The sequence below is a fragment of the Rahnella sp. RFA10(1/100) genome (genome assembly GCF_004195115.1).
Lineage (GTDB): Bacteria > Pseudomonadota > Gammaproteobacteria > Enterobacterales > Enterobacteriaceae > Rahnella > Rahnella perminowiae.
In genome coordinates this window covers 235,486-255,544 of record NZ_SEWR01000004.1, presented here as the reverse complement: position 1 = coordinate 255,544, position 20,059 = coordinate 235,486, and the positions used below count along the sequence as shown (strand labels likewise).

16 protein-coding genes are annotated in these 20,059 nt (G+C 48.6%); 8 read left to right on the top strand and 8 right to left on the bottom strand.

All coding sequences use genetic code 11. From position 1 onward, the window contains the following. Window positions 1-75 precede the first annotated feature (75 nt). Window positions 76-1,551 (top strand): glucosyltransferase domain-containing protein, encoded by a 1,476-nt coding sequence (locus ETV65_RS14580; protein WP_129953540.1) that lies wholly within the window; start codon window positions 76-78, stop codon window positions 1,549-1,551. 82 nt (window positions 1,552-1,633) lie between these two features. On the opposite strand, the gene ETV65_RS14575 is transcribed toward ETV65_RS14580, so the two are convergent. Together ETV65_RS14575 and ETV65_RS14570 are read right to left on the bottom strand one after the other, a co-directional pair. Further along, window positions 1,634-2,542 (bottom strand): glycosyltransferase family 2 protein, encoded by a 909-nt coding sequence (locus ETV65_RS14575; protein WP_129953539.1) that lies wholly within the window; start codon window positions 2,540-2,542, stop codon window positions 1,634-1,636. Next, window positions 2,539-2,898, bottom strand: a complete 360-nt coding sequence (locus ETV65_RS14570) for a GtrA family protein (RefSeq protein ID WP_129953538.1) — start codon at window positions 2,896-2,898, stop codon at window positions 2,539-2,541. The genes ETV65_RS14575 and ETV65_RS14570 overlap by 4 nt, the downstream gene beginning before the upstream one ends. A 306-nt stretch (window positions 2,899-3,204) precedes the next feature. On the opposite strand from ETV65_RS14570, the gene ETV65_RS14565 reads away from it, so the two are divergent. Beyond that, the gene (locus ETV65_RS14565; protein ID WP_129953537.1) at window positions 3,205-3,984 is read left to right on the top strand and encodes a (S)-acetoin forming diacetyl reductase; all 780 of its coding nucleotides are present in this window, start codon (window positions 3,205-3,207) and stop codon (window positions 3,982-3,984) included. 64 nt (window positions 3,985-4,048) lie between these two features. On the opposite strand, the gene ETV65_RS14560 is transcribed toward ETV65_RS14565, so the two are convergent. From ETV65_RS14560 to ETV65_RS14550, 3 genes are all read right to left on the bottom strand, one after another. Then, a complete protein-coding gene (locus tag ETV65_RS14560) occupies window positions 4,049-4,915 on the bottom strand; it encodes a helix-turn-helix domain-containing protein (protein ID WP_129953536.1) in 867 nt (288 codons plus the stop codon). A gap of 105 nt (window positions 4,916-5,020) precedes the next feature. Then, entirely contained in the window at window positions 5,021-5,581 is a 561-nt protein-coding gene (locus tag ETV65_RS14555; protein WP_129953535.1) for a TetR family transcriptional regulator, read from the bottom strand. A 224-nt stretch (window positions 5,582-5,805) separates the two neighbouring features. After that, entirely contained in the window at window positions 5,806-7,236 is a 1,431-nt protein-coding gene (locus ETV65_RS14550; protein ID WP_240782854.1) for a tannase/feruloyl esterase family alpha/beta hydrolase, read from the bottom strand. 503 nt (window positions 7,237-7,739) lie between these two features. On the opposite strand from ETV65_RS14550, the gene ETV65_RS14545 reads away from it, so the two are divergent. After that, complete coding sequence (locus ETV65_RS14545) at window positions 7,740-7,907, top strand: YhfL family protein (RefSeq protein ID WP_129953533.1); 168 nt, start codon at window positions 7,740-7,742, stop codon at window positions 7,905-7,907. Between the two features lie 272 nt (window positions 7,908-8,179). On the opposite strand, the gene ovoA is transcribed toward ETV65_RS14545, so the two are convergent. The 3 genes from ovoA to ETV65_RS14530 all read right to left on the bottom strand — a co-directional run bounded on the left by ovoA (window position 8,180) and on the right by ETV65_RS14530 (window position 13,420). Beyond that, entirely contained in the window at window positions 8,180-10,321 is a 2,142-nt protein-coding gene (ovoA, locus tag ETV65_RS14540) for a 5-histidylcysteine sulfoxide synthase (protein WP_129953532.1), read from the bottom strand. 143 nt (window positions 10,322-10,464) lie between these two features. Continuing rightward, the gene (locus tag ETV65_RS14535; protein ID WP_129953531.1) at window positions 10,465-11,589 is read right to left on the bottom strand and encodes a site-specific integrase; all 1,125 of its coding nucleotides are present in this window, start codon (window positions 11,587-11,589) and stop codon (window positions 10,465-10,467) included. Window positions 11,590-11,872: 283 nt separating this feature from the next. Beyond that, complete coding sequence (locus ETV65_RS14530) at window positions 11,873-13,420, bottom strand: methyl-accepting chemotaxis protein (RefSeq protein WP_129953530.1); 1,548 nt, start codon at window positions 13,418-13,420, stop codon at window positions 11,873-11,875. Window positions 13,421-14,265: 845 nt separating this feature from the next. Between ETV65_RS14530 and tssB the strand changes: the two genes are divergently transcribed. Genes tssB through ETV65_RS14505 form a run of 5 tightly spaced genes read left to right on the top strand, consistent with a single transcriptional unit; the run spans window position 14,266 to window position 20,036 of the window. Continuing rightward, window positions 14,266-14,760, top strand: coding sequence for a type VI secretion system contractile sheath small subunit (gene tssB / locus ETV65_RS14525; RefSeq protein WP_129953529.1), 495 nt, complete (start codon window positions 14,266-14,268; stop codon window positions 14,758-14,760). Window positions 14,761-14,791: 31 nt separating this feature from the next. Next, window positions 14,792-16,339: a type VI secretion system contractile sheath large subunit gene (tssC, locus tag ETV65_RS14520; protein ID WP_129953528.1), complete on the top strand. Its 1,548-nt coding sequence runs from the start codon at window positions 14,792-14,794 to the stop codon at window positions 16,337-16,339. An 11-nt stretch (window positions 16,340-16,350) separates the two neighbouring features. Beyond that, window positions 16,351-17,688, top strand: a complete 1,338-nt coding sequence (gene tssK, locus ETV65_RS14515; RefSeq protein ID WP_129953527.1) for a type VI secretion system baseplate subunit TssK — start codon at window positions 16,351-16,353, stop codon at window positions 17,686-17,688. After that, a complete protein-coding gene (gene tssL / locus ETV65_RS14510; RefSeq protein ID WP_129953526.1) occupies window positions 17,685-18,338 on the top strand; it encodes a type VI secretion system protein TssL, short form in 654 nt (217 codons plus the stop codon). Before tssK ends, tssL begins: the two co-directional genes overlap by 4 nt. A 3-nt stretch (window positions 18,339-18,341) precedes the next feature. After that, window positions 18,342-20,036: an OmpA family protein gene (locus ETV65_RS14505; RefSeq protein WP_129953525.1), complete on the top strand. Its 1,695-nt coding sequence runs from the start codon at window positions 18,342-18,344 to the stop codon at window positions 20,034-20,036. Window positions 20,037-20,059 lie beyond the last annotated feature (23 nt).

Sequence of the window (20,059 nt, the reverse complement as noted above, 5' to 3'; positions counted from 1 at the left end):
TATTTCAATTCAAACTTTTACTTGGAAACCAGAGCAGGTAGACTTTCAATATTCCGCAAAAACTCGGCTAAATAAATGAAGTCTTCTTTTCGCTCTCTGCTCGTTTGTACTGTTCTGTTTGTTCTGCCTTTGTTGCTAGCCAATATTTATTATATTGATGATAATGGTCGCGCTGCTTTGGGTTACACCAACTGGGGCCCTGATGGCAGGCCGCTGGCCGATATCATGATAAAAGCATTGTTCCTCAGTGCTCATATATCGGACATCTTCCCGCTGCCACTGATCCTGGGTGTTCTCATCATCAGCGCAAGCCTCACACAATTTGCGCGCCATTTTTTACCTGATCGCCCACTCAGTACAATTTTACTGGTCACGTTAACCTTTTTCTGCAATCCCTATCTGGCGGAAATTTTTTCCTATCGCTTTGATGTGCTGACCTTAAGCGCCGCACTGGGTCTCAGCCTGCTTTACTGTTGCTGGACAGATTACGGTAAAACATGGATTCGCTTTGTCACCGGCACCGCGATCATAGTGGCGATTTATTGTCTCTATCAGACGGTAATTAACATTTTAGTCATCATGGTTATTGCGGCGTTCTTCCGCCAGATGGAGAGACAACTCTCACCTGGGTTGATCCTGATAACCTTATGTCGTCGGTTCGGTGAACTGATGGCCGGTACAATTATCTACCTGAAGCTGATTTTGCCCTCAACATTTTCAGGTAAAAGTGAAGTCAATCATCCTGTATTGGCGACAGACAATCTTCTCACGACAATTATTAATAACCTGCACAGTTACAGCCAATTTATCAATGATACGTTGGTGAAACATCAGGGCGGTATGCGTTTCCTGATGCTGATCCTCGCCGTTGCGGTTATTGCGGGTCTAACAATTACTGTTCGCTATCTGCGTCAACATCATGGGGCGGTGACATTGTTACTTTGCTTCGCGGCGGTTGTTGCGCCATTTATTGCAGTTTTCATGATCCCCGGCAGTTTGCTGCTATTGCAAAATGCCTTACTGACTCCACGTTCCCTGGTCGGTTTAAGTGGATTTATGCTGCTGAGTGCCTGGTTATTGACGATGGCATTGCCAAAGCGGCTTAAGCCACTGACCTGGCTATTAATGATACCGGTAATTCAATCACTGGTGTTTTTTTATGCTTATGGTAATGCCTTGCGCGAGCAGGCTAAATTTAATGATAATCTCGTGCAGCGGATAAAATCGGATACTCATGAGATGGATTATAACTCTGTATATTTTATTTACAGCGGAACGCCTCCGCATTCTCCTGTTTATGAAAACTCACTGAGCAATTATCCTGTGCTGGCGGTACTGGTACCTGATTATTTCAGTAACTGGTATTGGCCTGTGGGGAATATGACGATGAACGGATTGCAACAACGCTGGGCTTCGCCTGCAACGGGAGTGAATGTCAACATTGCACATTATGTCTGTCAGACAAATCCTTATGCCAGCAACCAGGATTATAAAATGTGGAAAGAAGACAGCGTAGTTGTTATTGATTTTAACCGGACACGCTGTCAGTAAACATATAAAATCACCCCAGGTTAAGTGAGTTTAGCCTGGGGTTATCTCTACTTCAGCGGTCAAGAGTGAAGCATTTTTATGATTAATCTGATTTAATAATGTACCGTGGTCTTCTTTTGGATTCGATATAAATCCTGCCTATATACTCACCCAGCACACCAATTCCAATTAACTGAATCCCTCCAAGGAAGAGTATCGATACTAATATTGAAGGATAACCTGCAACAGGATTTCCCCAGATAAGTTTATCGACAATCATCCATACCCCGTACAAAAAAGACAGCATGGCCACAAAAAATCCAATGTATGTCCAGATCCGTAAAGGGACGGTTGAGAAACTCGTCACACCTTCGAGAGCCAGATTCCATAGCTTCCAGCCATTGAACTTCGTTTTGCCTGCCGCACGTACCGGACGGGTGTACTCCACTACAGCAACTTCACCACTGACCCAGCTAAGAATACCTTTCATAAAAAGGTTTCTTTCTTGCAGGAGCTTCAGGTTTTCGACTGTTTCGCGCGAAAGGAGTCTGAAATCTCCTACGTTTTCTTCTATTTTAGGCGAGCTGATTTTATTGTGGAGACTGTAAAAACATGCTGCTGTTTTGCGTTTGAACTGACTGTCGGTACTTCTGTCTCTGCGTTTAGCTAATACCACCTGCGAGCCTTCACGCCATTTATTAATCATCAGCGGGATAACTTCAATAGGATCCTGCAGATCAACGTCTATCGGAATAACCGCGTCACCCGTCGCATGTTCCAGCCCTGCCAGCAGAGCGGGTTCTTTACCAAAATTGCGGATAAAACTGATCGCTTTGACTGACGGATCCGTAACGGACAGAGAATGAATAACGTGCTCGGTGGCGTCTGTACTGCCGTCATTAATAAAGATAATTTCGAGATTATATTCAGATAGCGTCGTCTTTACGGCATGATAAAAAATGGGAATTGCTTCTTCTTCATTGAAGACGGGAACAACCAATGAGATTTTCACTTTTTAACCCTGAAAACAATATAATGTGAGTAGATAAAACCAGAGATCAAACTGACGAGGGAAAATACAATCAGCGTTACGACCGGGCTTGTATGCGTCTTATCGGCTGTCCAGCCGATAAGAGCCGCCACAGTGCCCATAAACAAAACATAAAACATATAACGCCGGGTTGTCGCTTCAGCTTTGAATGTCCATCGTGCATTAACAAAAAATGAGAAGGTCACTGCAACTGCGAAAGCCAGAATATTAGCCAGCGATTGCCGGGTTCCGCAGGCGTACAAACCTGCAAACACCAGCCAATGTATCAGCGTATTAATCACACCCACCGATGAGTATCTTGTGAATAGCTTCAGCATAATGAATAACCGGGGAAACTCTCTGCAGATTTTAAAAGGTTAACCAGACGGCCACTTTAACAGCCGCAAAGTGAGATAGAAAGCCGGAATAATACAATATCCCTGCAACTGCTTGTGCCCAGCTGCAGTCTTATCATCCGCCCTTTCCTCGTGAGTGAGAAAAAGTTAATGACCGTGGCTAACAATTGCACATTGAGCGTCGCAGGCGTAAACCAGTGGATAGCTCACGTAACGGCACCGGGTCGGGTAGACCGTGTCTTACGCGCAGCACCTGAAGAAGATACCGAATACATAGAGGATAGTCGTATGTCTAAAAATGGAAAAGTGGCTTTAGTTACAGGTGGCGGTCAGGGGATCGGCCGCGCGATTGCACTGCGTCTGGCGAAGGATGGCTTTGCTGTGGCTGTGGTGGATTTCAACGGGGAGACTGCACAAAAAGTCGCTGAAGAAATTAATCATGCCGGTGGTAAAGCGATTGCACAGCTGGCGGATGTGTCTGACCGGGAACAGGTTTTTGCTGCCGTAGAAGCAGCCACCAAACAACTCGGTGGGTTTGACGTCATTGTGAATAATGCCGGTATTGCGCCGACAACACTGATTGAAGACATCACGCCTGAAATTGTTGATAAAGTTTATAATATCAATGTGAAAGGTGTCATCTGGGGTATTCAGGCCGCGGTTAAAGCATTCAAATCACTCGGACATGGCGGCAAAATTATTAATGCGTCATCACAAGCCGGGCATGTGGGTAACCCTGAACTTGCCGTCTACAGTTCGAGTAAATTTGCGGTTCGCGGGCTGACACAAACGGCAGCACGCGATCTGGCCTCGCTGGGTATTACTGTCAATGCCTTCTGCCCGGGGATTGTGAAAACACCGATGTGGGAAGAAATAGATCGTCAGGTGTCTGCAGCAGCTGGAAAACCGGTGGGCTATGGTACCCAGGAATTCGCTAAGAATATTACACTGAAACGCCTTTCTGAGCCGGAAGATGTTGCGGCTTGCGTTGCTTACCTCGCCGGGCCAGATTCCGATTATATGACCGGTCAGGCGCTGCTGATTGATGGCGGTATGGTGTTTAACTGATCTGCTTTTCTGTCTGTCAGGCCTCTCCTGATGAGAGGCCTTTTTGTTTCTGTTTGCTGGCCGTTCAATGCCTGGCCAGCGGAATATAATATTCGCAGGTTACGCCTTTGAGAGCAGACTCACGCGAGTATTTTTCCAGGTCCGGCTGCATAATAAATTCCAGACCCAGAGTTGGCAGAAAAACGGAATACAGATACAGAATAAAATCATTCAGCCGGTTAAGATCGTACGGATAGTTGATCTTCAGATAACGACTGGCCGGAACCAGGATGTTATGGCTGTCACGGGGTTGCACCTGATGCGCCACGGTATAATCCATCTGCAACGCATTCGCCACTTCATCATTTGTATCAGGCCGGCAGTCCGACAACCCCCAGACCGGCGCCAGCAGTGATTCCGGTGTTTCCAGATAACGCAACAACTGCGCGCGGTGAACGTGATTCTTACTGTTGAATAAGGCCTCAATAGGGTAAGAATGTGAGACTGTTTCCCCTTCAAACGCCATCTCCGGCAGTTCAACGATTTCATATTCCGGTTGCGGAAACTCATCGACAGTCAGCGGCGCGGTGATCCCGTTCATGGTCCATGATGCGTTGCGGCGATACGTACCGGGAGTTTCGGCGAAGTTCTTTTTGAATGAACGCGTGAAGGTTTGCTGCGAATCGTAAGAGTAATACAACGAAATATCGAGGATGGGCATATTAGTCAGACGCAACGCGATAGCGGCCATCGTCAGACGACGGTCACGGATGTATTTACCCAGTGCGTAACCCGTTTTACTTTTAAACAAACGCTGAAGATACCACGGTGAATAGCCGGTTTTTTTCGAGGCTTTTTCCATGGTCAGACGATCACTTAAGTTGACTTCGATCCAGTAGAGTAGCTCTTTGATCAAATCATCATGAAAATCAGGTTTTTGTTCGCTCTGCAAAATGAACTCCCTGTGCTGCTATAAAGTCGCATCATTATCAATGCGCGACAGATTTTGAAATCACCTTTATTACGACGAGAACATCCGCGCTGTGGCTAACGTGTTTTAAACATCAGACGTTTCCTTACGGTCGGGTTCCCGGGCATACAGCTCATTTTCGATGGCACGGTTCAAATTGTATTCGGCACAGTCTGCGGTTAGCCCGAGGGTTTCGAGACGTGACATGGCATCCATGCTGCTGCTCAGGCCAATCAGTCGCCAGGAGATGTGCTCAGGAGATTCTCCTTCAACAAACTGCCCTTTTTGCCTGCCCAGGGTGATAGCGTTGGAAACCAGTTCATGCCAGTCAGCAACTGACACGGCAAATGCCGCTTTCATCCGCGGCTCCTGTTCAGTCAGGAGCATCGCTTCGTGCCAGAGCGGGATCGCGTTGAGCAACGCGTCGCCATGCGGGCCAACCAATAGAAGATTGAGCTGCTCACGGGCAGTGAGCGTGATTGATTTTTCCAGTAACTGGTCTTTAAGGACTTTCATCACCTGCGTATAAGCCTGCGCACGTAGTTCAGCCGCACTGGAAAAATGATGATGTACCTGACCTGTTGCAACGCCGGCTTCCTGTGCGACCCGACGGACGGTTGTCGCAGCCAGACCTTCACGACGGGCAATTCGGGCGGCGGCTTACAGAAGGGTGGTTCTGCGTGCTTCTTTACAAAGATATGCCACTAAAAATCCGGAGCAGGATAAACAGAGGAGGATAATGCCAAGACTTGAACGGATGTTCAAGATTTTTTGAGAACGTTCATTCACCTGTGAATTCATATAGGTAAATGCCTTGCAATCTCATGTAAATGTGTACCCGCCGAATCGGGAAAAACTTAGGACGGGGAGTATTATCGGCTGGCACAGGTAAAACTGGAGGCCACTTTCGGATCACCCTTCCCGTTGTATCGCGGAAACAACGGATAATCACATAAAGGCATTTCGCGTCCTGCAGTCGCTTTGTTTGTATCAGTCATCACTTGCTGGCCCGGATCGATCCCATGTACGACCCATTTATCCAGTGTCCCCAGAGAATCCCAGCTTACCCGATAAGTGCCGCTGCTGTGGGTGAAACCGGGGGCCAGGTAAAAGCGGGCAAACCGGTGAAGTTCTTGCTCACCAAATTCAGCTTTCAGTTTTTCGTAATATGCCACGGTGTTTCCCGGCGGAACGGCCATATCCGCCGTGCCATGCATCAGTAACAGTTTTCCTCCGTGCTGCACAAAAGCGTGAATGTCGGCACTATCATTATCGATTTGTACTGCCAGTTCTTTCAGCCGTGTCTCGTGAGCTGCGGGATCAAAGCGGAGAGAATCGTAACTGGCATCACGCATCACTTCGTAGCGTACGGCCTGATCACCCATCATATAAGGAAAGGAAATAATGATATTGCTGGCTTCTGGTTTTGGCCTGTTGGCACCGGAGCCAAAAACACTGACCAATGCGGATGCATCTGCACCGCGCAAAATGGGCCATGGGGCGAAATGATCACCCGTCAGCAGACTGACACCTAAAGGAACCGGTTTATCAAGCATCCGGACCAGCGCGATTTGCGGGTCTGAAAGACAGCTGGCACCCACATCTTTTCCTTCCGGGCAGCGCAGATGTGCCAGTTTAAAGGTGGTACTGCAGGCATCCGGATCCGCGACCACACCATCAGCCAGACCATCGAGTTTGTCGCAAGCGCCGGTAACGGCATTGGCAATCAGCGCGGCTTTTGCTGGCGAAATCCATGCGCCCGGCGTGTTGTAGATTGCCTTTCCGATGCTGATCCCGGCCAGATGCAGTTCAACGACGTTATAAACGGGATGAATGGCAATCGCACCGTCGTAGTCGAGCGGGAAGCGTTGGATCGCGGCAAGCGCTTCGTGGCCACCTTGTGAATTACCCTGGAAGTACATGCGATCCGGCTTACGACCATAAGCTTGTCGGATTAAGGCCACGGCCACGTCGTGTGTTTTCTTGATTTGCGCACCGGCAAAGTTATCCCAGGCTTCCTGATTAAGGGTAAAGGAAGCATCGGACACCCCGCCCTGATGGCCGGAATCACTGGCAAACGTGGCATAACCTTGTTTTATTGCTCCGGGTGTGGCTGCCGGGGCAAGGCGTGCTGTGTCAGCGTCTTTAATCGCGCCGTCAAAACCACTCCCCCCCAATTGCAGGGCTTTACCGTTCCAGTCAAGCGGCAGATAAAGCTCAAAATTAATATCGGGAGCATCAGTATTGACAGGCTCTATCTGCCCTTCAACTTTGCAATGCTGATTACCCGGATGGCCTGCCATCGCCACGGTGGTAACCCGCGCTCCTCTTGTCGGAAGTCCGATTGCAGCTGCACTGATATGCACATTTTTTAAGGCGACGCACTGTGCCTGAATGAGGCTTTTGTCAGGAGCAGATAAAACAGTGGCGGTGAACAGTACAAGCGGGCAGAGACAAAGAGAAGCTTTCATCAAAGAACGTTCATTCCGGCGGCTAAGTAAGGACAGTTTGTCATTAAATGACCCGTGAAAAAAGTCTTTTGAGTTCAGGGCATTTTGAAAAAGTTCATAAGGGATATTAATTATATATGTGATGAATATTAAATCCTTATAAAATTATTAATATCATTAAATTTATAAACATATTAATAATGAATGCTTCGGAGAGGATCGAAAATTAAATATTACCTCACGTAAAATCACTGGTATTTATTTGCCTGTTGCGGTGGTTAAGCGTATATTCGCGCTTGCCTGAATTTCAAATGACGGCTTATACACATAATTATCTATTTTAAAAAGGAATTTATATGAAAAATTTATTTAAATTGACACTTCTTGCTGCGGTGGTTGCAACGCTTTCCGGCTGTACGGGTAGTGTTTTTAACAAAGAAAAAAACTGTGATTATACTTATTTACTGCACCCTGCCATTTCAATTTCTAAAATGATCGGTGGTTGTGGCCCTGCAGAGAAATAAGTTTTCAGCTTTGCCATGCCGGACCTTCGTGTCCGGCATCTGTCATGGGTATTCGTGGTCTTTAACGGCACTCCCCTTTTGTTACTGTCATTTTAAAATACAATGGCATTCATTTTAGTTACAACATACATTTGCTTGAAATAACTTAAACAACGATAACTTAAACCTCAGTGTTTATCGCATTCAGGCAGAAAAAAGCGTCTTCACACGCAATCAGAAGATAAAAAAAACGGCCGCCGGAGCGACCGTTAATCGTTTGCAGAAATTCCTATTTACCGCTTACGCCACAGCGTCAGTTCCGCCACAGTATGCTGGAATTTCCTTGCCGTTTCACGGATCACAAACGGAACATCTGTTGGTGTCCGAACCTCTTCAAACTCGCGCGCCAGTAAACGTTTCAGTGCCTGATGGGTCGTAACGGCTTCACCATTTTCGCGGAACCCGCCCAGCCAGTGCTCTTTCGGGGTGAACTCTTCAAGCCAGGTATAAGGTGAAGAAAGCATGAGCAGACCACCAGAACGGATCATCGGTGTAATACCGGTCAGAAAACGTGCTGGCTCACGCAAACGATCAAGCAAATTAGCAGCCAAAACGAGATCGTATAACTCCGTCTGTGGCTTCAGGTTACAGGCATCACCCTGTACAAAAGTCACCCGCTGCGTAAGCTCTGCTGACAGATTCACATCGGCGAGCGAAGCCTGACAATATTCCACCAGTTCGCCCTCCTCCGGCATGACATACCGACGGGTTTCACCACGTGCCAGTGACAGAGCAACATCAATAAAACGTGCTGAATAATCCATCCCGACCACAGAGTCGAAATAACGCGCCAGTTCGAAACTCGCACGACCCGTAGCACACCCTATATCTAACGCCCTGCCATGGTTAACAGTATTTTTAACCGCAATATCAGCCAGTTGCTCAGCATAATTCATTACATCAAAATGACGCGGACCATATTGAAAATCAAGGTACTGTGCCACCAGTCCGTCAGTTTCGTACGGATTTACTTTCACCACTTCCTGATGGCTGGAAATGACATAGCGGAAACCAGCATGCTGGAAAAAGTGACGACGGAAAGCATAACGTGAAGATTTCAGCGCCTCATTGCCGGTTGAAATCCAGCTTCCGCCTTTGATCATGGAATGTTTACCATCGAATGTTGGCGTCGAAAAATCATCATATAAAGGGTGTACACGGAAACCATCAAAACCACTGATCGGCGTGGACGACCATTGCCAGACATTGCCTACCACATCATAAAAATCACCCTGAGCAAAATGATCCACCGGACAGGATGATGCCCACCCTGCGAGATTAATATTTCCTGGCGCTGTTTTCCACCCGGGCTGATCGCCTTCCACCTGATTGCGCAGAATCATCCATTCAGCTTCGCTCGGTAACTGAACTGATTCGCCGGTTTGGACAGCTTTCCAGCGACAAAATGCCGCGGCTTCGAGTTGATTCACTTCCGCCGGCCAGTCCCACGGCATCGGCACTTCTTCCGTCATCAGACGTAATTTCAGTTGCTCCGGTTCAAGAGGCGAACCCACCCAAAAAGTGGGCATTTCCGCCCGTGTGAAATTTCGCCAGCCTGCCCCTTCTTCGTCCCACCACTGTGCATCGCCATAGCCACCGGCCTGTACAAAGGTATAAAATTCCGCGTTACTGACCAGCATCCGACTGGCCCTAAATGCCTGAATCTTCTGTTCAGATGTGCCGTATTCGTTATCCCATCCGTAGGTATCATCACGCTTACCCAAAGTGACAATGTCACCTTTAACGGCCAGCATTGTATTCACGGGTACAGTGTTGCGGTCATGGCGGGCGATTTCGCACACGGGCCAGTGAGGTTGAGGCTTAACCCATTGCACCGGTAACTGACGGATCAGTACGCTGGACGTTTCAAGATGAATACGTTCATGTTCGATACCCATCAGGATCACCCAGGCAGGACTGTCCCAGCCGATGGGTAAACTCAGCGCCATAGTGTCAATTATACCGAGCACTTCTTCCCGTACTTTGTCGCGATATTGGCGCAAATTGGCGACCGATGGCCAGTTGTAGTTTTGATCATCAAGATCATCCCAACTCATTTCATCTACGCCAATCGCGAGCATAGCTTCGATATGGGAGTCAATACGTTGAGGGATCAGCCCGGCAGCCATCAATTTATTGATATAGAAAGTCGCGGTATGACCAAAATAAAAGATCAGCGGATGACGAAGCGAAATAGCCTTACTGAAATATGCTCGCTCATCAGCGAGGCAATCAAACAGGCTCTCGTACAACTCCCAGGTGCGAAGAAAATATTCACGTATTTCCTGCCGTTTTTCTTCCGCTGTACCGGTGCTCAATAAAATTGTCTGCGTCGGTTCTGGCAGCCCGATAGCCTTGTTTTGTTTGGAAAGCATTCTTAGTCCTCTGTCTTCTTGGGTTGCCAAGTCAATACCAATTGTAGCAGGTCACATCTCTGGCTTATCCCGGCCTGGTTCTTACCGGTTTATATTCTTCATCGTCAGCTATCAACATAACCTTTAAATCGGGCCGACGCTTGCTATCTCTCCATAAACAGCAGCGAACTTTCACAAACATGCAGTGATTCGCCCTCAAAATTATGCCGTAAATTATAGTAATCGGGTGCGTCAATGATGCCCTGAATATTGTCAGAAAATGCTTCCAGCGCCTGCTTCATCTGTGGCAGATAATCGTGCGTGTCATAAACACGGTCGATACCCTCCAGTGAATGATTCATGATTTTACGCGCAACATCGTTCGGGACATTCAGGGACGATAATTTGGAACGCGCCGTCCGGCGCAAATCACGGGTGGTAAAAGCTTCTATTCCCAGGCCACGTTCCGCGCGCAACAGACGGCGTATCACCTGTGTCACTGCGCCGCGTGATAAGGGCTTTTGCGCATCAAGCGGCGATGGCACCAGCCAGGGACTGCCTTCCGGACTGGACGACAAAAGAGCATTGATGCAGGTGATCATTAATGGCGTCAGCGGCAGACTATGGTCACGAGCCGATTTATTGCGCGTACCCTGTCGCCAGATACCAATTTGCAAATGGAACTCGTCTTTCCTGGCACGCACCACTTCATCTGGCCGCCGTGCTGTCAGCAGGCAAAACCTCAATGCCCAGCGACATTGTTCAGAAATGTCACATAAATCCAGACTATGCCAGAAAATCCAGATTTCGGCATCGGTTAACGTCCGCTCACGTGGCGGGGTATTGCGGCCGCCAACATCACGCCGTTTCATGGAACTTAGCGGTGAATGAACCAGATATCCCTGCGTTTCAGCCCAGCCAAAAAATTGCTTACAGAGGGCGAATACACGCTTTGCTTCCGAAATTTTCCCGTCCGCCAACAAGACATTAAACAAACGATTCAGTCGTAAACGGGTGATTTTATTCAAAGGTACTTCACCGATCACCGGCAGTACGTGTTTCATGAGGGATGAAACCGCAATTTCTGGCCGACGTCGCGTCAGGATCAGCGAAAGCCGGATCCAAACATTAATCACCTGTCTGACCGTCGCATTGCCCTCTTCATCAAAATCATCCAGTTTTGCAAGCGGTGTCATTTTTACATTTTGCAGATAAGCCAAAACATGCTGGCCGACATTTTCAGCAGCAAAATCTCTTTCAACTGAAGCCACGGATTTGATCTTACTCATCTGCACTAAATCACCTTAAAAATCACAGGCCGGAGTTATATCAAGTCTGAGGATCGCAGGCAAAAGATTTGTGACTCCAGACCTATTAAGTCTGGAGTCATTAAGATGATGAATAAAGAAAAATAATGAGTCTGTGAAGGGATTTATGGTGAACATATACAGATCTGCGTTGTTCATAAAACCTACAAAAAGGGCGCATAAAGTCCGCACTCCCCGTGTGATCAAATACAGGCGGCTAATCACCGCCTTTATCTTAATCACTTATGTCATTACAACGGTAGGGCTACACCGTTGCCAGTCTGAATGTGGCGACTGAGCGGGTCAGATGAAGAACCTGTTCTTCCAGCGAGGCCGCTGCTGCCGCTGATTCCTGAACCAGAGCCGCATTTTGTTGTGTCACGCCATCGATTTCTGTCACCGCCTGTTCAATCTGGCTGATGCCACGGCTTTGTTCATCTGAAGCTGTCGAAATATGTTCCATCAATACATTAATCTGAGTGACAGAGGAAATGATCGCAGAGATGGAGTCACCGGTACGTGAGACCTGATCCGAGCCTTCACGGATATTTACCACTGATTCAGAAATCAGGCTTTCGATTTCTTTTGCTGCCACGGCACTGCGCTGTGCCAGGCTGCGCACTTCGCTGGCCACCACGGCAAATCCGCGGCCCTGCTCACCCGCACGCGCTGCTTCAACTGCGGCATTAAGCGCCAGAATATTCGTCTGGAAAGCAATACTGTTGATCACCCCGGTGATATCTTCGATTTTTTTCGAGCTGCTGTTAATACGCCCCATCGTACCAATTACGTCCTGGGCAACTTTCTCGCCCGCACGTGCATTTTGAACCGCTTCACGTGTCAGACTGCTTGCACGGGAGACATTTTCGGTATTTTGTTTTACCGTCGCGCCAAGTTCTTCCATGCTTGCGGCTGTTTGTGTCAGTGCGGCGGCCTGTTGTTCCGTACGGGAAGCCAGATCAATATTACCTGCAGAGATTTCCTGGGATGCATGCGCCACGGTATGGCTGGTGTCACGGACCTGTCCGATAATCCGGGTCAGTGACTGACGCATATACTCTATCGACTGCATCAGTTCTTCAATTTCACTGCGGGATTGTGCTTTGACAGGTACCGGCGTATCGAGATGACCTTCGGCAATCTGACGGCAGTGATCGCGGGAACTTAGCAGTGGCACCAAAACAAAACGCTTCAGTAACACCAGTACACTGATAATGATGATCAGAAATAGTAAACCAAAACCGATCGTCAGCCCGATACCAAATTTGAAATGACTTTGTGCATCGCTGTTAAGATTTTTGGCGTACTGTTCATGCAGGGCCAATACTTTATCCAGTACGATTTCATACTGACTATCGAGTTTCACTACAGCCGGGATGTGGGCTTTAAACGCTACCTGATCACCGGCCTTAGCCGCATCAATTAATGGCTGGATACCATTCTGGCGATAATTTTGGTAAGTGCTGCGGTATTCATCGGCAAGCCTGCTTTCACCAGACAATTTTGGTGCGTCAAGATACGCCTGAAAGGCCGCATCGGCTTTACCGATAACTTCAGTGACCCCGTCCAGAGCAGAGTTTGACTGCTGGCCGTCGCCATTTTCAATTTCTTTCATATATTCCATTACGCGAACGCGTGAGGTCCGGCTGTGGTTAATGGGGTCAATAATAGAAAGCACTACACGGATCTCCTTGTTCACATCATCCAGTGAATGGTTACTCTGGGTGAGCAGCCAAACATTCGACAATATACTGGTGAAAAAGAGGGCGAAAAGAACCATAAGAACGAGCAAGGACGACTTTTTAAGCGACATCGGGAGATTCTCAAAACGAAGCAGGAGTCTGTTTATCGGCATTTCTGCCCAAATGTTTAATATTTCCCGCGCCCTATCTGCAATTATTGGCAAGATGATCGATCATAGTAGAAATTTCCGGACGTGCTTAAAAGGCTTTTCCTGCCGCCAAAACATCTCAAAATAATCAGCGGCTTTCTTAAAAATCATCTATTTCAGTTATTTTAAATAATATATAGCACTGATTAGAGGTGACGCACTCAATCCCTGTCACCATTAGCACAAGATATTTTCAAATGGAAAATGAAGTGTTTTCCACAAGAATTTTTATAAAAAGCACCTCAAACATTATTTGAGTGAATATTATTAGAGTTTTTATAACTTTATTCCTATAGATTAAATATGATGCTCATTTAAGCTTTGGCATTTCAGATAAATATTTTAAAAAATTAGATTATTTATTTTTTTGTCACTTTTCGCAGCAACCAAAAAATTATATAAAATTTGACTTAGTGAAACCCTCACCCTGCAAGGGCTGCACGGTAATGCGGGGAAAATTTGTATATATAAAAAGGCATTAGCATCAATGTCACGCCTTGATAGCAGAAACATTCAGTTACACCATTTGCATGTCAATGCTGTGCATTATTTATCTAAAATATCGCCACAGGTATTTATCTGCGATTTAACTTTTTCATAAAAATTCAAAACACACTGCGAAATGTTTCTCATGGATATTTTGATCGCTTGTGGCCCTGATTTATTCCGATCTATTTTCGGAAAAGGATGCAGTTTTGGCAGGGTTGCCAACATTATATTTTAAGAATCATTGGCAGCGTTTATCACTCTATAAGTAAGGGATAAGCATGTCTAATAGTTTCCAAAATGAAATTCCGAAAGCACGCGTTAACATAAAGCTGGATTTACACACGGGTGGCGCGCAGAAGAAAGTCGAATTACCGTTAAAATTAATGGTAATGGGTGATTACAGTAACGGAAAAGAGAACCGTCCGTTATCTGAGCGCGAAAAAGTTAACATTAATAAGAATAACTTTAACAGCGTATTGGCTGAATTCAGCCCCTCACTGAACCTGACCGTAGAAAATACGCTGGCAGATGACCACGGCGAAGAAAATATCTCTCTCAATTTCAACGAAATGAAAGATTTCGAACCGGAACAAGTGGCCCGTCAGATCCCCCAACTGCGCGCGATGCTGGCAATGCGTAATTTATTACGTGACCTCAAATCCAATCTGCTTGACAACGCCACCTTCCGAAAAGAGCTCGAAACCATTCTCAAAGATCCTGCGCTGAGCAACGAGCTGCGCAGTGAGCTGAATGCCCTGGCACCAAAGGCGTAATTGCCTCCACTTAATGGATTAATGCGAGATAATGCTTATGTCAGTCAATACTGAAAATTCTTCTTCCAGCCAGACAACCGTTCTGGATCGCCCTGAAGCGGGCACTGTATACGCTTCCCTGTTTGACAAAATTAACCTGACGCCTGTGTCGTCACTGGGTGACCTGAACGATTTTCAGGACACGTCTGCACTGGCCGATGTTACCGCCGATCAGCGTGTCACAGCCGCTGTACAGGTATTTTTGGAACGCCTCAAGCTGTCCGGCCAGAATGTTGAACGCCTGGACAAAACCCTGCTCGACCATCACATCGCCGAACTCGACAGCCAGATCAGTCGTCAGTTAGACGTGGTCATGCATCATCCGGAATTCCAGCAGATTGAATCCGGCTGGCGTGGGCTGAAATTCCTGGTGGACCGTACCGATTTCCGCCAAAACGTCAAAATTGAACTGCTGGACGTTTCCAAAGACGACCTGCGTCAGGATTTCGAAGATTGCCCTGAAATCATTCAGAGCGGCCTGTATCGCCATGCCTACATTCAGGAATATGACACTCCGGGCGGCGAGCCTATCGGTTCTGTGATTTCCAATTACGAGTTTGACGCGTCAGCTCAAGATGTCGCATTGCTGCGTAATATTTCTAAAGTCTCTGCGGCGGCGCATATGCCGTTCGTGGGCGCAGTCGGCCCTAAATTCTTCCTGAAAGATTCCATGGAAGAAGTCGCCGCAATTAAAGATATCGGCAACTATTTTGACCGGGCGGAATACATCAAGTGGAAATCCTTCCGTGATTCCGATGATTCCCGCTATATCGGTCTGACCATGCCGCGCGTGCTGGGTCGCCTGCCTTATGGTCCGGATACCGTACCGGTACGCAGTTTCAACTATGTTGAAGAAGTGAAAGGCCCGGACCATGAGAAATATCTCTGGACCAACGCGGCATTCGCGTTTGCCGCCAATATGGTGAAAAGCTTCATTAAAAACGGCTGGTGTGTACAAATCCGTGGTCCACAGGCAGGCGGTGCAGTGACTGATCTGCCGATCCACCTGTACGATCTGGGCACCGGCAATCAGGTGAAAATTCCGTCTGAAGTAATGATCCCGGAAACACGCGAGTTTGAATTTGCTAATCTGGGCTTTATCCCGCTGTCCTACTATAAAAACCGCGATTATTCCTGCTTCTTCTCTGCCAATTCGGCACAAAAACCGGCGCTCTATGACACTGCGGATGCCACGGCAAACAGCCGCATCAATGCCCGTCTGCCGTATATCTTCCTGCTGTCCCGCATTGCGCACTATCTGAAACTGATTCAACGCGAAAATATCGGTACCACCAAAGACCGCCGTCTGCTGGAACTGGAGCTGAATACCTGGGTCCGCACACTGGTGACTGAAATGACCGATCCGGGCGACGATCTGCAGGCTTCTCACCCGCTGCGTGATGCCAAAGTGACCGTAGAAGATATCGAGGACAACCCGGGCTTCTTCCGCGTAAAACTTTACGCCGTACCGCACTTCCAGGTGGAAGGTATGGACGTGAACCTGTCATTGGTTTCTCAGATGCCAAAGGCTAAGGCATAAACGGAGAAACGATGAAAATTTATCGTCCGTTATGGAGTGACGGGGCCTTTCTGGCCCCGCAACAGTTCCAGCAACAAGCCCGCTGGGAAGCTTTTGTCGCCGATACTGTTGCGCATATGACACTGGCCCATCCCTGGGGTGTTATTGAAGCGACTTTCGACACTGGCTCGTTGGCGCTGTATCGCCTGAATGCCCTTCGTCTGGCGGTTCGCTTTCCCGACGGCACGCTGGTGGATACTGAACTGGCTGATAATCTCCCCCCTGCGTGTGATTTGTCAGCAATTGCTGACCGTGATCAGGTAGAGGTGGTGCTGGCGTTACCGCTGCTTTCTGCCAACGGCGGCAATCTTGATGATGGTCAGGACAGTGAGCGGCCGCGTCGCTGGCAGCAGGAATGGGTGACGGTGCAAGAATTATCAGGGCATGAACGGACAGAACTGGCGATCCAGCGTCATGCGATCACGCTGCGTTTTGCGTATCAGGAAAACAGTGCATATCTGACCTGCCCTGTCGTACGTCTTGTACGTAATGCGCAGGGTCAGTGGATGCAGGATGCGAATTTCATCCCGCCGATGCTTTCGTTATCTTCCAGTCCGACAGTGTTGACCGAACTGGGTGATTTGATCCATCGCCTGCAGATCCGCCGTCGCCGTCTGATGGAAATGCGCCGTGAAAGCAATGAACGGATGGCTGACTTTGCAGTGGCTGATGTGTCCTTATTCTGGTTGCTGAATGCGTTTAACAGCGCGGAACCAGTTCTGATGGAGCTTTATCAGTCTCCGGACCGCCATCCCGAACTGTTCTATCGTGAACTGGTGCGACTGGCGGGCAGTCTGCTAACGTTTTCTCTCGAGCATAAAGCTGAAGATATTCCTATGTATCAGCATGATGTGCCGGAGAAAGTTTTCCCTCCGCTATTCAGCCTGCTGGATGCCTTGCTCGAAGCCAGCTTGCCATCCCGTATGGTCGCGATTGAGCTGACACATGAAGCTCAGTTCTGGACTGGTTCCTTGCACGATGCCCGTCTGCGAGACGGTGCAGATTTCTACCTTTCCGTACGCTCCTCCATTCCTAACCACCTGTTGCAAACCCAGTTCCCCCTGCTTTGTAAAGCAGGCAGCTTTGAGGATGTTTCTGACGTAGTCAATGTGGCGCTGAACGGAGTGGTAATGAAGGCGCTGTCTCACGTCCCGGCGGCTATCCCGCTGCGTCTAGAGAACCAGTATTTTGCCCTGGATCTGAACAGCCCGGCTGCACGGACCATGCTGGACTCGGGCAACTGTGCCTTTTATACCCCCGGCTCGCTGGGCGAAATCAAACTCGAACTGTTTGCGGTGCTGCGCTCATGAGCAAAAAAAATACGTCTTTCATTGATGAAGTATTTTATCCCTGCTGGCTAATGGTCAGCCAGTTGCGTAACGGGCAGGAAATTAATGACGGAGAGGCCCTCTATCGTCGTGCCTGTGAATGGATTGACACTGCGCACGAGACGCTGTCAGCTGCCGGTTTTAGCGAAACCAGCTGTGACCATATGCTGTATACCCAGTGTGCTTTACTTGATGAAAGTATTCTCAATCGTCAGAAAAAGGACAGCGGCCACACGAAGTGGATTAAAGACCCGTTGCAGGCACGTTATTTCAATACGTTCAATGCGGGGGAAGAGTTTTGGGAACGCATCCGTAAGGTACTCCAGGAACCAGCACCGGATATCGCGGTGCTAACCTGTTTTTACCGGGCGCTGATGCTCGGCTTCGCTGGCCGTTATCGGGACCAAGGAGATGAGCGCAGGGAAGACGTTGTGCGCAAACTGAATCAGTTAGTACCGCCTTTTGCCTCGGCACAAGAAACGCCGATCGTTTCGCGTTCACTACGCCTTCGTTCAGGGCGCAAAAGCTACTGGTTCTCATGGGTCGCGGGCATCGTGATACTGATTGCACTCTGGTTTGTATTAAACACACAGCTGACGCACATGGTTTCTAAACTGACAGGGAACCACTGACGGATGCGCGGATTAACACAGTTAACATTGCTGCCTTTGGCTGCCTGTTTGTCCCTGTGGCTCATTCTGGGTTTTTGGCCGCTCGGTATCGTCAGCCGTATTGCACTAAGCATGCTTGTGTCGATCATTAGCCTCACCATGGGTTATTTTCAGTGGCGCGGGTACAACCGCGATGAAATTGCTCAAGTAAAAATCGCAGATGCCATTCTCCCGCCTGAAGGTTTTCAAGGCGCTGTGGTGCTGGTTTGTGGCGACAGTATGCCGCTGTTCTCCGTATCCATCCCTTTCCGTGAAACGCGTCAGGGGTGGTATCTGCCGGTCGCATTGCCGGGAGATCTGCCGTTACTGGCGAAACATCTGGCAGCGGAGCGTCCGGCGCTTATTGCTCAGGTTTCTGTGTTGCTTGCCATTTTGCCTGAACAACATCAGGAAAAGGATGATTTAACACAGAGGCTACATGTCTGGCACCGGGCTATTGTGCAATGTAAAAGCTGGCTGGCAGGAGTTCCTCCCGTTTGGGTCAGCACATGGCTCTCGCCTCCCTCGGCATCCGCCACTGAAACTGAACGCTGGTTCACCATCACGCCTGACTTTAAAGATGTTCAGGTCCAGGAAGCCGGCGCCGGTGTTATATCACTTGTGGAATGGAGCCAGCGCTCAGATGCACGAAACAGTCAGGTAAAGTTAAGCGCTGTCTTCTGGATGGAGAGCCTGTTGCCGTGGCTTGAAACTCACGTAGGCAACATCCTCACTCAGCGACAAGGCGATGTCCCTGCCCTGATCCCCTGCGTCTGGGGAGCTTGTTTTACCATCGTCACCGGTAGCCCGGACAATCTGTGGCAGGGTCATATAGGTGGCATTACCACACTCACACCTCACGTTCACGAGGTGAAGGAATGTCTGCCATTGCCGGAAGTGTTATTGCCTTATCTGCCACGCCGTCATGGCGTCTCTCGTCTTATGCAGGTCTGGCAGTTAGCAGGTTTGCTGTGTGGTGTTTTCCTCCTGTTTGCGCTTCTCGCATCGTTTGTTAATAACCAGCGTCTGGTACAAAGCGTGGGCGATCACCTTGCCCTGTATAACCGCCTCAGTGGCACTCCTCCATCACCTAAAACAGTTGCACAGCAGCAACTCCGTGCTGACGCCAGTTTGCTGGATGAATGGTTACGCAGCGGAGCGCCGATGCGCATGTCAGTGGGTTTATATCAGGGTATGCGGCTGATTACGCCGCTTGAAGCCGCGATTAATAGCTGGTCACCACCTCCGCCACCACCGCAAGTGCTTACGCAAATTGTGCAGGGACCGAAAACTATCCTGTTAGATTCCCTGTCGCTATTTGACGTAGGTAAATCTGAGCTCAAAACGGGTTCCACCAAAGTGTTGATCAACGCGCTGGTTGGAATCAAAGCTAAGCCGGGTTGGCTGATCGTGGTAGCGGGTCATACCGATATTACGGGGGATGAAAAATCCAACCAACTCCTCTCGTACCGGCGTGCAGAGTCAGTACGCAACTGGATGCGAGAGACCGGCGACATTCCGGAAAGTTGTTTTGCCGTACAGGGCTACGGCGCAACCCGCCCGATTGCAACAAACGACACCCCGGAAGGCCGTGCGGCTAATCGCCGTGTCGAAATCAGTCTGGTGCCACAGGCAGATGCCTGTCAGGCAACAGCAACCCCACATTCATCAAATGATTGATGAATGCTTAACCTTGAAAGGAG